At 68.9% G+C, this 13540-nt stretch carries 13 protein-coding genes and 1 tRNA gene; 1 reads left to right on the top strand and 13 read right to left on the bottom strand.

Annotated features, from left to right (window positions below):
* The first annotated feature begins 28 nt into the window (after nt 1-28).
* Nucleotides 29-102: transfer RNA gene (locus DDF62_RS25135), tRNA-Cys, on the top strand.
* Nucleotides 103-138: 36 nt separating this feature from the next.
* Here DDF62_RS25135 and DDF62_RS25130 read toward each other — a convergent pair.
* The 13 genes from DDF62_RS25130 to DDF62_RS25070 all read right to left on the bottom strand — a co-directional run.
* Nucleotides 139-2535: a hypothetical protein gene (locus DDF62_RS25130; protein ID WP_133244993.1), complete on the bottom strand. Its 2397-nt coding sequence runs from the start codon at nt 2533-2535 to the stop codon at nt 139-141.
* Between the two features lie 104 nt (nt 2536-2639).
* Nucleotides 2640-3812, bottom strand: coding sequence for an acyltransferase family protein (locus tag DDF62_RS25125; RefSeq protein ID WP_116491657.1), 1173 nt, complete (start codon nt 3810-3812; stop codon nt 2640-2642).
* The gene (locus DDF62_RS25120; protein ID WP_116491656.1) at nt 3809-5158 is read right to left on the bottom strand and encodes an O-antigen ligase family protein; all 1350 of its coding nucleotides are present in this window, start codon (nt 5156-5158) and stop codon (nt 3809-3811) included. The genes DDF62_RS25125 and DDF62_RS25120 overlap by 4 nt, the downstream gene beginning before the upstream one ends.
* Nucleotides 5159-5191: 33 nt before the next feature.
* Nucleotides 5192-6172, bottom strand: coding sequence for a glycosyltransferase family 2 protein (locus DDF62_RS25115; protein ID WP_116491681.1), 981 nt, complete (start codon nt 6170-6172; stop codon nt 5192-5194).
* A 2-nt stretch (nt 6173-6174) separates the two neighbouring features.
* On the bottom strand, nt 6175-7101 hold the full coding sequence (locus DDF62_RS25110) for a glycosyltransferase family 2 protein (protein ID WP_116491655.1): 927 nt from the start codon (nt 7099-7101) through the stop codon (nt 6175-6177).
* A 3-nt stretch (nt 7102-7104) separates the two neighbouring features.
* Nucleotides 7105-8655 carry a lipopolysaccharide biosynthesis protein gene (locus DDF62_RS25105; protein ID WP_116491654.1) on the bottom strand — a complete coding sequence of 517 codons (1551 nt, stop codon included), beginning with the start codon at nt 8653-8655 and terminating at the stop codon, nt 7105-7107.
* Complete coding sequence (locus DDF62_RS25100; protein ID WP_116491653.1) at nt 8652-9590, bottom strand: glycosyltransferase family 2 protein; 939 nt, start codon at nt 9588-9590, stop codon at nt 8652-8654. The genes DDF62_RS25105 and DDF62_RS25100 overlap by 4 nt, the downstream gene beginning before the upstream one ends.
* 10 nt (nt 9591-9600) lie before the next feature.
* Nucleotides 9601-10515, bottom strand: a complete 915-nt coding sequence (locus DDF62_RS25095; protein WP_116491652.1) for a polysaccharide pyruvyl transferase family protein — start codon at nt 10513-10515, stop codon at nt 9601-9603.
* Nucleotides 10512-11042 carry an acyltransferase gene (locus tag DDF62_RS26535; RefSeq protein ID WP_116491651.1) on the bottom strand — a complete coding sequence of 177 codons (531 nt, stop codon included), beginning with the start codon at nt 11040-11042 and terminating at the stop codon, nt 10512-10514. Before DDF62_RS26535 ends, DDF62_RS25095 begins: the two co-directional genes overlap by 4 nt.
* The gene (locus tag DDF62_RS25085) at nt 11039-12217 is read right to left on the bottom strand and encodes a glycosyltransferase (RefSeq protein ID WP_116491650.1); all 1179 of its coding nucleotides are present in this window, start codon (nt 12215-12217) and stop codon (nt 11039-11041) included. Before DDF62_RS25085 ends, DDF62_RS26535 begins: the two co-directional genes overlap by 4 nt.
* Nucleotides 12214-12696 (bottom strand): glycosyltransferase, encoded by a 483-nt coding sequence (locus DDF62_RS25080; RefSeq protein ID WP_165832379.1) that lies wholly within the window; start codon nt 12694-12696, stop codon nt 12214-12216. The genes DDF62_RS25085 and DDF62_RS25080 overlap by 4 nt, the downstream gene beginning before the upstream one ends.
* Nucleotides 12693-13085: a glycosyltransferase family protein gene (locus DDF62_RS25075; RefSeq protein WP_208866938.1), complete on the bottom strand. Its 393-nt coding sequence runs from the start codon at nt 13083-13085 to the stop codon at nt 12693-12695. The genes DDF62_RS25080 and DDF62_RS25075 overlap by 4 nt, the downstream gene beginning before the upstream one ends.
* A gap of 275 nt (nt 13086-13360) precedes the next feature.
* Nucleotides 13361-13540, bottom strand: a 180-nt coding sequence (locus tag DDF62_RS25070) for a hypothetical protein (protein ID WP_133244992.1), incomplete at its 5' end; no start/stop codon positions are given.

The raw sequence follows: 13540 nt of genomic DNA, 5'->3' as shown, positions 1-13540 counted from the left end.
TTCGCCGACGCAAGCGTGTCGACCCGGTGGCCCGGTGGCGGAGTGGTTACGCGCCGGACTGCAAATCCGTTTACCCCGGTTCGATTCCGGGCCGGGCCTCCACCCTTTCCTCTCTAGAATTTGACCAGACCTCGCGGCCTAGTTCTGCGGCAGGGTCAGGCTTTCGGCCTGGCTGTCGGCAGGGATCGCCGTGGTGCGGTTGTCGACATTGACGGCGCAGTCGGCGAAGGCGATGCCCGACAGGTCGCCGCTGGTCGGACGGTCGATCCACAGGCCGGTCTGGCAGTTCTGCACGGTGACCCGCCGCACGGTGATGTCGGCCCGGTCGGGACCGGAATCCACCCCGCCGCCGATGCCGCTGATCGAGACCCCGCGATTGCAGTCGCTGATCACCAGGTCCTCGTAGACATGCTGGCGTACGCTCGTGGACTCGCCCACGCCGACGCCCCAGCTGTAGGCGTTGAGGCGCGAGCCGCTGACCTTGCCCCGGCGCACGACCATGTTGTCGCCGTTCAGCCCGATGCCGAAGTTCAGACCGTAGGCGACGAAGTCCTCGATCACCGTGCCCGCATTGCCGGTGACCACGACGCAGCCCTTGCCGCTGCTGGCGCCGCGCATGTCGTACTGATCGCCGCTGAGGCGCACCTGGGCGCCCTGGTTGTCGCTGAGCTGGAAGTTGTCGGCCTCGGCGCCGTTGGCCGGGTCGTAGCGATTGCCCTCCGAGATCACCCAGCCGCCCTTGGTGGTCTGCAGGAAGACATCGTCGCCGATCACGTCGTGCACGTGGCAGGCGCCGATGTAGAAGTTCCTGAAATTGCGGCTGGTCACCCCGCCCCGGTTGGTCTCGGCCTGCCCGGCCGCGATGGGCCCGATCTCGCAGTCCCACAGCATGTGGCTGTTGAAGCCGTAGTTGTTGAAGCCCTTGAGCTTCCAGTCGCGCAAGTGCAGCCCCTCGATCCGGAAGCCGGACTTGTTGTTCTCGTCGCAGCCGTAGTCCTGGCCCACGCCGACGATCGGCCGCGCGCCTTCACCATAGGCTCCGACCGTGCACCAGTCGGACGGCGGCGACAGGATCTCGGACCACGACCCGCCGCGCCTCAGCAGCAGGTGGACGCCCGACGGCAGAGCGGTCGCGGCGGCGGCGGCCTTTGCCAGCGTGGCCCAGGCGGTGGCGGGGGTCAGGCCGTCGGCGGTGTCGCTGCCCGCAGGGTCGACATAGCGGACGATGTCGTGGGCCATGGCGTCGGCCGGCGGGGCGCTGGCCAGCTTCAGTTCGCGCGGATCCACAAGGCCCCGGATGTCGAGGCTGCGGAACCAGCCGGCCAGCGGCTCGGTCCCGTCCGGGCGCGCCCCCAGGGTCAGGCGCGAAAGCTTGCCGGGAAAGGTGTTGAAGGCGTCGTGGGCGTTGGCGCCGCCGACCGACAGCACCCTGCCCTGCGGCCGCACCTGCAAGGCCACGCGCGCGCCGCCCGGGCCGTGGATGCGGGGAATGCGGGGCGCGAGGGTTGCATCGTGCGCCGAGCCAGCGCCGGTCAGGGTCAGGGCGTTGTCGGCCGAGCGGGTGACGGCGACCTCCTCGTCGCCGCCCGAGACGGTGATCCAGCGGCGGGCCAGATCACCGGCGCGGCGGATGTGGGTGTCGGCGACGATCGTGAACGGCTGACCAAACAGGCCGGCGTTGTCGATCACCAGCTCGTCGGCCGCCCGCCCCACCGAGGTTCCGGCCACGACGATGGGGCTGGTGGCCAGGGCGCTGGGCTCCAGCTGGTGCAGGATCCAGCGGATGCGGGCCTTGGCGTGAATGGCCATGGTCAGGCCCTGGCTGGCGCTGGTCGGCGTCAGGCCGGCGCGCTCGACGCGGGCCCAATAGGCCTGGCTGTAGGCCGGGCCGGCCGCGCCGCCGGTCAGGCGCAGGTCGCCGCTGCCCGCCACGCAGCGGGTCCAGGCCGACAGCGTGTGCTTGACGCCGACCCCGGCCATGCCGGCGGCGGTGACGGCCGCCGAGGCCGACCCGGAATTGTAGGCCTCCAGCACCATGCCGTTCATGACGCCCTGGTCCAGCAGGTCGCGGAACAGGTAGTCGCCCGTGGCCGGATCCTGGGCGGCATAGAGCTCGTCGCGGGCGTCGACGACCTTGAGGCTGACCGTTGCGCCCGCCGACCAGCCCTGGCTGGTGGTCGGGGCGGCGTTGAAGCTGGCGCACAGGTTGCGCGAGGCCGGCTCGATCAGCAGGCCGGCCTGCGCGTGCTGGCGCAGCTGGCCGTCGGCGAAGGGCAGCAGCCGGCCCGTGGGCCCCAGGGCCAGGCCGCCGGCGGCGCGGATCACGAGACCCGGCATGGCGGTCAGAGCGCCGGCGTCCTGGCCGTTCTGGAACAGGCGGGCGGCGCGGAAGTCGAGCCTGTAGCCGTCGGCCGGCGCCGGCTCGGTCGCGCGGGGCGCGGCGCCCGCCCTGCCGGGCAGGGCGGCGAGCCCAGGAAGCCCCAAGGCGGCCACGCCAACCTTGAGTATTTCACGACGCTCGAACCCGGATTTCATGGCAACGCTCTGGCTTACTGTTACTCACCCAGCAAACACAGAATGCACCAAGGAGCCCCGCACCCCCAATACCTAATTTTGCTTCAAATATAGGCGCCAGTTGCTTAGGCCGGAACCTTGGATACACGGCCAAGGCGAGCCCGCTCGTAGTCCCCAATCCTTTTGGCGAGGAAGTCGGCGATCGGGCGCTCGACGACGTAGTACATGGCGATGCCGACCAGCGTCGCCAGCACCACGATCGCCGCCACCGCCGCGGTGCTGGCGTAGCCCGTGCCGATCGCCGCGCTGACCATGCGGCCGACGCGCGCGCCGACGATGCCGACGATCAGGATGTGGACGAGATAGATCGAGTAGGAGGCGTCTCCGACCAGGCCGAACACCTTGGGCGTCCGCGCGACCTTGCCGTCGGCCTCCAGCGACACCGCCGCGAACACGATGACCGCGCTGGGCAGGCCCCAGCACAGCACCCGCCAGGCCTCGGCGTGCACGAACAGCGGCGCGACGAACAGGGCCGCGGTCGCCACGGCGATGGCCGGCCACGGCAGCGGCATCCGCGCCCCGCGCTTGATCGCCAGGGCGACCAGGCAGCCGAACAGGAACTCGATGGCGATCGGATTGGCCAGGAAGCTGACGATCGCCGCCTTGCCCGGCAGCAGGCTGCACGTCGTGATCGCCAGCAGGATGAACGCCGCCAGCGGCGCGAAGAACGCCTTGCGCGCCACCACCACGGCGGCGGCGAACAGCAGGTAGAAATAGAGCTCGTACGACAGGGTCCAGCCGACGCCGAGGATCGGCTGGACGCCGCCCGCCTCGTTGAACGCCGGGATCAGCAACAGCGAGGTCGCGATCCGCAGGGGCTGGAGGTCGAAGCTCGACGCCCCCTCGGTCACGTGGTTCATCACCTTCAGGCCGATCAGCACCAGCGAGACGATGATGTAGATCGGGTAGATCCGCGCCGCGCGCTTGAGCAGGAAGCCCAGGATCGGCTTGTCCGAGGCCATGTAGGCCCCCGACACATAGACCATGATGAAGCCGCTGATGACGAAGAACAGGTCCACGCCGAAGGCCAGGGCGTCGTAGAAGGCCGGCGCGCCGATCAGGGCCGGCGGGACGATGCCGGCGCTGGCCTTGACGGTGAAGGTCCGGATCGTGTGGTGGGCGACCACGGCGATGGCGGCCACGCCCCGCAGGGCCTGCACCAGGGCCAGGTTCTTGGGCAGGGACGCCGGGCTCCGGGCCGCCGCCTCCCCCATCCCCAGGCCGGACAGCAGCCTCATGCCGCGCCCCGCGACACGAAGGCCGAGCGGCGCAGGGGCCGGCGGGTCGGCGCCGCCTCGAACGAGGCGGGCAGCGAGATGACGATCAGCGGCCACAGCACGATCGGCGCCAGCAGCATGCCGGCGTCGAGGCCCGAGGCCACCAGCACCAGCAGGATGATGATGACCTCCAGCCGCTGCTGCCTCTGGACCGGAATGCTGGCCGGCGACGGCGCGATCTTGGCGAAGAGGCGCACCAGGATCAGGAACAGCAGCGCCGCCGCGCCCGGCACGCCGATGTTCAGGCAAAGCTCCAGATAGGTGCTGTGGGTCGAGCTGACGTTCCACGAGGCGCGCACGAACTGGTCGAACACCTCGGGCTGGCGGAACACCGCGAAGCCGTAGCCGAACAGCGGCCGGTCATAGACCAGCGGCAGCAGCTGGTCCCAGATGTTCGAGCGTCCCGACAGGGTGGCGTCCTTGCCGAACGCCTCGGCGATGGTGGCGATGACGATGTTGTAGGAGACCACGATCAGGGTCGCCACGACCACCGTGGTTCCCAGGATCAGGCCCACCCGCGCCGGCTTGCTCTTCAGGGCCCGGGTGGCGTTGAGGCCGACGATCACGGTCATGCCCACGCCGATCATCATCAGGGCGGTGGAGGACCGCGCCAGGACCACCAGGCCCAGGGCGCAGGCGGTCGCCACGGTCTTGACCACCCCATGGAAGGTCGGGCCGTACCGGTGCTGCGAGTTCAGGAAGATGATGAAGAACCCGAGGGAGAAGAAGTGGCCCATCAGGTTCTTGTGGTAGAACATCCCCTTGACCATGCCCTGGTAGGCCCCGCCCATGATGGCGAACTGGGGGAAGACGATGGTGTAGGCCACGTTGGCGATCGCCGACACCACCATGAACGTATAGACCGTGTTCCAGGTGTCGGCCGCCCCGTAGCGCAGCCGGTACATCAGGGCCGCGATGGTGATCAGCGACACCGCGATCAGGCCGCGCGTCGAGGCGCCCATGTTGATCGACCAGAACACCGAGGCCACGCAGGCGGTGAAGATGATCACCACCGAGATCGGGGTCTTCTGGATCATCTGCTTGACCCGCCCCGCCTCAAGCACGGCGTAGAGCAGGATCAGCGGGATCAGGCTGTAGAGCAGCGCCTTCATGACGAAGACGTTGTCGCCGCTGCCGCCCTCGTCGAAGCGCGACGGATAGCCATAGGACATGCCCGAAGCGCGCCACAGGCACAGGATCAGGATGGCCGTCAGCAGCGTCTTCAGCTGGCTTTCACGGCGCACGGCGCCGCTGACCTTGGCCTGGGCGGCGCGCCGATGCGAGGGACTGTCGTTCACGAGGGTCATGGGTAGGTCACTGGGCCAAGCCGTGCGCGAACGCTAGCCTTGGGCCTTTCCGTATTCCTGATAGCTGTGGCCGAGGATGCCGCTGACGACGCCGGCGCCGCGCACCCCGTGGATGATCGCCCGCATGCCGAGGCTGGGCGAGATCAGCAGGGCCGGCGACATCACCGCCCCCAGCACCATCCGCGCCGCGCCGTAGACCAGGCGATAGGCGCGTCTGGCCGGCGTGCCGTGCAGCTGGTCGGCGACCGCGAAGGTGTTGCCCAGGCGGTACTGCCGCTGGATCACCCACTTCCAGGTCATCCGGTTGGCCGGCACCACGTCATAGACCAGCGCCGCGTCGCTCCAGTGGATCTTCGCGCCCTTGCGGACCGCCTGGTTGAAGAACAGGTAGTCGGTGCCGCCGGTATGGCGCATCCGCTCCTCGAAGCGCAGCCCCATCTGCCGGAACAGCGGCAGGTCGAACATCACGTTGTTGGAGGCGGCATAGCCGATCCGGGCGCCGTCCTCGTTCTTCTTGCGCTCGAAGACGCGGCTCTTGATGAAGTAGGCGGGCGGGTTCTCGGGATAGACCGGCTCCACGGGACCATAGACGCAGTCGGCGCCGGTGCGCGCCTGCACCTCGAGCAGGGCGTCCAGCCAGCCCGGAACCACCCACTCGTCGTCGTCGACGAAGCAGAAGAACTTGCTGTCGGCCGGCGCCTCGTCCATGGCGCGGTTGCGGCCGAACGGGATGCCGGGCTCGGGCTCGATGGCGTAGATCAGCTGGAAGGCGCTGGAGGCCATGAACGGCTCGACCGCCACGCGGCCGCTGCCCTTGGGGTCGTTGTCGACCACCACCACCGACAGCCGATACGGCCGTTCGGCGCTCATGGTCAGGCCGCCCAGCGAGTCCAGCAGCTTGGCGATGCCGTCGGGGCGCTTGAAGGTCAGCACGCCGACCGTGACGTGTACGACGTCGGAAGCCTGGGCCGGGGCGGCCTGGGCGGGTTCAAGCGTGGCCGTGGTCGTGGTCATGGTCAGCCCGCCTTCGCCGCCTTGCGCGGCGCCAGCGAGGCGCGCGCCCGTTTCATCGTCACCCGCCACCACAGGTCCAGCGCCGCCAGGCGCGGGTGGGGCGCGGCGTTGGTCGCCACCGCCAGCTGCTCGCGCAGGGCCTTGCCCGAAAGCTCGCCCTGGGCGAAGCCGCCGGCCGCCAGGCTGGCGCCCAGGCTCTTGAGGCCCGGATAGCGGCGGGCCAGCTCCAGGCCGGTGGCGATCATGATCCGCGAGCGCAGCGGACTGGCCTGCACGGCGCCGGTATAGCGGTTGGTGGCGTGGATGCGCTGGAAGGTCAGCGGCGTGTCGACCAGCACGCCTGCGCCCAGATAGCTGGCGGCGAACTTCAGGTAGTTGTCGCTGAGCACCACGTCCTGGGCCACCGGCATCGGCAGGATCTGCGACAGCAGCCCGCGCCGGAAGGTCAGGCCCGAGGTCGGCACGGGAATGCTCGGAAAACGCCCGCGGCCCAGGGTCTGGCGGTAGTCGACCGGCTTGGTCACCAGTTCGCCCGGCGCCCCGGCCTCCTCGTCGGTGGTCACCCGGTCGAAGCACCAGTCGACACCGTCGCCGGCGTAGATCTCGGCCAGGCGCGACAGCTTGCCCGGCAGGAAGGTGTCGTCGGAGTCCAGCAGGCAGAGGATCTCGCCGGTGGCGGCGGCGAAGCCGGCGTTGAACGACGAGGCCTGGCCGCCGTTCTCCTTCAGCACCGCCACCAGCCGGTCGCCATAGCCGGCGATGATCTCGCGCGAATTGTCCTTGGAGCCGTCGTCGACGACGATCAGCTCGAAGTCCGGATAGTCCTGCGACAGCACGCTGTCGATGCAGGCCGGCAGATAGGCCGCGTAGTTGTAGTTGTTGACGAGAACCGAGATCCTGGGAACGGGGGAGAGCGGAGACTTGGCCATGGCTTATGCATTCCGCAGGCGGGCGAAGCGCCCGGTGGTTTTCGACAGCAGGCGCGCGAGTTCGGCCTCGATGCTGTTGCCCGGGCGTCCGGCCATGAACCAGACCGCCGCGTGGGTGATCACATAGGCCGCCCCGCCGGCGATCGAGATCGCCACGGTGGCGTAGAGGGCGTCGGCGTGATGCTCCACGTTGGGGAACAGCGAACGCGCGGCCAGGGCCGCGGCGATCATCACCACCGTGCTGACCAGCGAGCGCCAGGTGACCTTCACCTGCTCCAGCGGCGTCAGGCCGGTCAGCTTCTGCACCAGCATCAGGTTCAGCACCGACAGCAGCAGGCCGCCCGACAGGATGCGCGCCACCAGCAGGCCGGTGAGCCCCCAGAAATAGAGGCCGGCCAGCACCACGGGCACCCGGACCAGCGTCTGCCACAGGCTGCGCTGGAAGAGATCCTTGGTCGCGCCCTGGGCATAGGCCACGGCGTTGACCGCGCCGAACACCACCTGCACGCCCAGAACCGGCGCGATCAGCTGGATGACGACGGCCGCCAGATGCCACTTGGGCCCCAGGGCCAGCGACACCAGCGGCTCGGCCACCAGCGCCAGGCCCACGCCCAGCGGCAGGCCCACCGCGAACAGCGACGACTGGCTGCGCTGGAACGCGGCCCGCAGGCGGTCGCGATCGGCGGCGATGTGCACGAAGCTGGGGAAGAACACCCGCTCCAGCGGCTGGATGGCCTGCTGGGTCAGCATGGTGGCGATGTTGTTGCCGACGTTGTACGCGCCGAAGGTGGCCGTGCCGAGCACCCCGGCGATCACCAGGTTGTCGAAGCGGTTGCCGATGACGGTGATGAACTGGTTCAGCGTCACCCAGATCGAGAAACCCAGGATCAGCTTGGTCGAGGCAAGCGAAAAGCGCGGCCGATACGGCGCATAGAGATAGCTGGCCACCAGCGGCACGAGGCCCGCGGCGATCACGCCGGCGACGATCCCCCAGTAGCTGTGGGTGGTCCAGGCCACCGCCACGGCGGCGACCAGTTGCAGCACGGCCGCCAGGCTCTCGATGGCGATCACCACCGAGAACTTCAGGTGCTTGGCCAGGGTGATGTAGTAGGGGCTCATCAGGCCGGCCATCAGCGGTCGCACGCTGATCGCGGCCATGATCGCGAACAGGCGGGGGTCGTTGTAGACCTTCACCATCACCGCGCCGGCGCCGATCATGATCGCCATCAGCAGCAGGCCGCGCAGCACGCCCAGGGTGAAGGCGGTGTCGTAGTCGGCGCGGTCGGCGTCCTGCTTGTGGATCAGGGCGTTGCCCAGCGACAGGTCGGTGATCGCCTGCAGCATCAGGAGCACGGTGGTGGCCAGCGCCACCAGGCCGAAGTCCTGCGGCAGCAGGATGCGCGCCAGCACCACCGTCATCGCCAGGTTGGCCAGGCGTGTGAACACCACCCCCCCCATCACCCACACCGAGGCCTTCACGGCCTTGGAGCCGATGCCGCTGGCGCCGCCGGCCGGCGCTTGCGCCGGTCCCTGGGTGTCGATCGGATCGCTCATGCGCGGGCCGCCGGCATGTAGTGGCGGATGCCCTGGATCAGGCCGCGCATGTAATAGAGCTTCCAGATCGCCCAGAACCGCAGGCGCGACTTGGGCAGCGGGTACAGCATCAGGCTGCGCGCGCCCCAGCTGGCCGTCTCCAGCCAGGTCCGGACCGGCACGCCGCCGACGCGCGGGCCGCCGGGGATCTTCTCGGGCTGCAGGGCCGGGATGCCGAAGCCCAGGCGCTCGGCCCGCTTCTGCACCCAGTCGGCCGACATGTTCGAGGCCGGCACGAAGTGGCGCACCTGCGCCTCGGCGCAGTGGTAGGCCTTGTGGCCCCGCGCCGCGAGCCGCATGACGATCTCGGAATCCTCGCCCATGGCGTAGAGCTTGGCGGGCAATGGCCCAATGTCCTCGCGATAGCGCTCGCCGCCCAAGGCGCTGGCGCGGATCGTGGTGTTGGGACCCCAGATCTTCGACGGATCGCACGGCCCCGTGGGCAGGTCGTCGACGATGGCGAAGGTCGAGCCCAGCGGCAGCCAGGTGTAGAGCGGATCATCGCCCGGCGGCCGCTCCCAGTTGGGAACGATGCGGCCGCCGATCACCGACACCTCGGGATGGGCGGCGGCGCATTCGACGATCGACGACAGCCAGTGCGGCGCGGCCTCGACGTCATCGTCGGTGAAGACCAGCAGCTCGCCCTGGGCGCGGGCGATCGCCTCGTTCAGGGCGCTCGACTTGCCGGGCGTGACGTGCCGGAACGGCTTGATCGGCAGGCGGTCGGCATAGGACCGCAGGAGCTCGAACGTGCCGTCGCTGCTGTTATTGTCGACGGCGATGATCTCCCACCCGTCCTTGGGCAGGTCCTGGCGCACGAACGAATCCAGCGTGTTCGGCAGCCGCTTCTCGCCGTTGTAGGACGACAGGATGACGGTGGCGGAAAGGCTGCTCATCGGCCGGCCCTCACTGCTCGACGGGCTGGACGTCGCGGACCGCCGCCGGCGCGAAGTCGGCCTTCAGCTTCTCGACCTGGGCCAGCATGGCGGCGTGGGCGGCCTCGATGGCGGCGTCGGTGCTCAGCTGGCCTGGCTTGGCGGCCACCGCCTGCAAGGTCGCTCCGGCCGAGCCGAAGGCCATGTCGCCGGTCAGCTGGCGGATGCGGCGATGACGGAAGGTGATCGCCTTGCGCCAGGCCGTGTCCTTGCGCAGGGCGGCCAGGGCCTCCACCGGATTGGACGGGCCCAGGGTGTCGAAGTCGATCGAGACGTCCAGGGCGCTGGCCCAGTCGTACCACTTGGCGCGGTTGGCCGGGTCCAGCGGCACGATGGCCCGCCACGGCACGCGCAGGGCGTCCGAGATGATCACCCCGTGCATGGCCTCGGAGATCACCTTTTCCGAGGCGCTGATCTCCTGCAGCACCTTCTCCACCGACCAGCGGGGGTCAATGAAGTGGATGCCGGCCTTGGCGCAGACCTTCTCCCAGGCGCCGTACATGGCGCTTTCGTAGTGGGGGATGAACGACACGGCGTGACGCTTGGCGACCTTGCCGGCGTCCCACAGGCTGCGGATCAGGATGCCGCTGTCGCCGATCCCCAGGCTCTCGTCGACGCCCAGCTCCTGCGCCGTCTTCTTGCCGCGCACGAAATAGACCGTCCACTTGTCGTCCAGCGTCGGCGCCTTGGTGTAGCCGCCCCAGCCCGAACCGAAGACGATCTTGCGGATGTCCGGATCGAAATTGTCGTAGAGGATCGAGCCGATGCCCAGGAACAGGTCGCTTTCGTCCTCGTCGAAGAAATCCGGCAGGATCTGCGGCCACAGCCAGTGGTTCAGCTCGTCGCCGAAGTTCTCGTGCTTGCCGCGGTAGAAGAACATCTTCATTCGGCGGCTCCCTGGGCCAGGGCGGCGACGTTGGCCGCCTCGATTTCGTCCTCGCGGGCCATGCGGCCGTAGCGCGAGATGATCTTGATGTCCGAGCGGATGATCTTGGCCGGGTTGCCGGCCACCAGCGACCGCGGCGGGATGTCCTTGGTGACGACCGCGCCCGAGCCGATCACGCACTCGTCGCCGATGGTCACGCCCGGCAGGATGATGCTGCGCGCGCCGATGAAGCAGCGGCGGCCGATATAGGTGTTCAGATACAGGCCGCGGGTCAGGTCGTGGGTCAGGATCGCCGCGTCGAAGGCCACGTAGGTCTCTTCGCCCACATGCACGCCCTTGGGGTTGGTGCGGTCGAACTTGGCGCTCAGCGAGAACGAGGCGGTCGGGTGGATGTGCATCCCCCAGACCTTGTTGTAGTAGGCCCGTCGGACATTGATGATCGCGTCCCGGATCGGCCGGAACACGTTCAGGCTCCACTTGGGCTTCACGCCCTTGGGCTTGGTCTGCGGCTGGATCTGGGACGTCATCGGCGCGCCTCCCCGTGCTTATGGGCGTCGAGGACGCTGTCGTAATAGTCTTCCAGCAGCGCGGTCTGGCGGCGGATGTCGAAGCGTTCGGCCACCATCCTGGGCGCGCGTTCGCTGAAGGCGTTCCACAGCGGCTGGTCGTTCAGCAGACGGCCGATGTGGTCGGCCATGGCGGCCACGTCGCGCTCGGCGGCCAGGAAGCCCGTCGCCCCCTCCTCCACCGCCTCGCCCACCCCGCCCGAGCGGAAGGCGACGACGGGCGCCCCCATGGCCTGGGCCTCCAGGTTGGCGATGCCGAAGGCCTCGGCGTGACCGTTGGCCAGGGTCACCGCGCCATGCAGATAGAGCTCGGCTTCCGACAGCAGGTCGCGGATCTGGGCCTGTGTCTGCTTCTCGCGCACCTCGACCTTGGGCAGCGAGCGGCGGGCCAGGGCCTCGATCTCGTCGCGCAGCGGGCCCTCGCCGATCATGATGAACTCGACGGGCGTGCCGGCCTTGGCCACACGCTCCAGCGCCTCGATCATCAGCTTGTGGCCCTTGTATTCCACGAAGCGGGCGACCGAGACCACCAGGCCCTTGCGGCGCGGCCGGGTCGGGGCCGAGAACAGGCTGGTGTCGACGCCGATGTAGTGGCGGAAGACCCGCGACTGCGGAAAGCCCAGGGCCAGCAGGCGGTCCTGGATGAAGTCGGAGACGGCGATCTGCCAGCCGCCGCCCCTGGCCATCTGCTCGCGGCCCTTGGCGAAGAACCGCACCTGGTTGAAGCCGTCGACGTCGGCCGCCTTGCCGGCGAAGGTGGCGTCGAAGCCGTGGAAGGTGGTGACCAGCGGCTTGCCGGCCGCGCGGGCCGCCAGGGGGCCGATCACGTAGCCGTTCTTGCCGAAATGGGCGTGGACGAGGTCGGCCTGGCGGACGGCCGGAAACAGCGCCGGCGCCGGCAGGCGCACGGTCTTCAGAGCGAACTCGCCCGCCCGCATGGCCGGCGAGGCGCGGATGTCGTGCACCGGAAAGCCGATCAGGTCGCGATCGAGGCTCGCCATGGTGCTGCCGGCCAGGATCGCCGGCTGGTAGCGCGCCAGGGCCCGCGCCTGCTGGGCCACGAAGGCCTGCGACGGCGGCAGGTAGCGCTCCACGTAATAGAGCACCTTCTGGCGATCATCGTGCGCGGTCGTCACGCGCCGCCGCCGATGAAGGCGCCGATGGCGTCGGTCAGCTGCCGGCGCTTGACCGCCGCGCCCGGATCCTCCGAACCCGAGACCAGGCCCTTGTCGAGCAGCAGAGCGCGCAGCTCGCTCTCGTCGGTGGCGACATAGATGCCGGCCTGGGTCTTCAGCTGGGCGCAGGTGGCCAGCTGGTGATCGTTGCGGTGCTCGTTGTGCGCGGCCAGGCGCGGGAACAGGATGATCGGCTTGTTGTACTTGCGGGCCGTCAGGATCGAGCCGATGCCCGCGTGCGAGACCAGCACCCGCGCCGAGGTGATCTTGCTCTCGAAATCGCGCGGCGGCAGGTTTTCCTGGAAGGTGAAGTTGCGCGGCGACAGCGCGCTCTTGCCGATCTGGCCGAACACCTCCTCGCCGGTGTCGGGCGCGACGCGGTCGATGATGTCGACCAGGCGGTCGAAGGGCAGCTGGGTGCCGACGGTCAGCAGGATCACAGGACGCTCCCGTAGTATTTCGGGCCCTTGGCGGTGGCCAGCTGGCTCCACTGGGTGATCCAGAGGTTGGCGACGTAGCCGGCCATCTTGCCGCTCATCGACAGCCGCTCGGAGTTGGCGATGCTGTCCACCCAGACGCCCCGGGCGCCGAAGAACCGGCCGATGACGATGGCCAGCAGCCCCGGCGCGGCGCCGGTCGAGATGATCACGCTTGGCCGCTCGGACCGGATGATCGAAAGCAGATCCCTCATACAGCGAAGATTGGCCCCAATATTGTCCCGGTTACAGTCCGGCACGACATAGGCTTTCTCGACGCCCGACTTCTCAGCCAAACCGGGCAAAGTCGTGACGAAGACCGGATCGGCGCCTTTGAAGGCGTCGCGGATCATCATCATTTGCTCCCAGTGGCCGCCACTGGAGCAAACCGCCAGAACCTTGGGCTTTTTGACGCTACGCTGTGCGGTCATGACTTCAGATCCATTGTGCAGTTCGCGACGTCGCATTCAGTCCAGGGCGTTCAGTCCAAGCGGACAGTCCAGGCGCGCGCTATCGACGGCGTTCACCGCCATCGCCGCGCTCCGGATGCGTTTCCCCCTGGGATTTTTTCTGGATCGCCGGCCCGGCCCCGCCGCCCGAGGGGCGGCGGAGGCGCGGACCTTCCCGCCTAGTTCGGGACGGCGTCCATCTGGCGCTCGTCGGCCTTGAGACCCGCGCCCTCGCCGCCCTCGGCCGCCGCCCCGCGCCCCACCGAGGCGTAGGTGAAGCCGTGGCGGACCATCTCATGCGGCTTGTAGACGTTGCGCAGGTCGACGATGACCGGGGCGGCCAGCAGGGTCTTGAGGCG

It is taken from the genome of Caulobacter radicis, from assembly GCF_003094615.1.
Taxonomy (GTDB): domain Bacteria; phylum Pseudomonadota; class Alphaproteobacteria; order Caulobacterales; family Caulobacteraceae; genus Caulobacter; species Caulobacter radicis.
The sequence above is the reverse complement of the archived record's forward strand: the minus strand, read 5'-3'. Positions and strand labels throughout refer to the sequence as shown.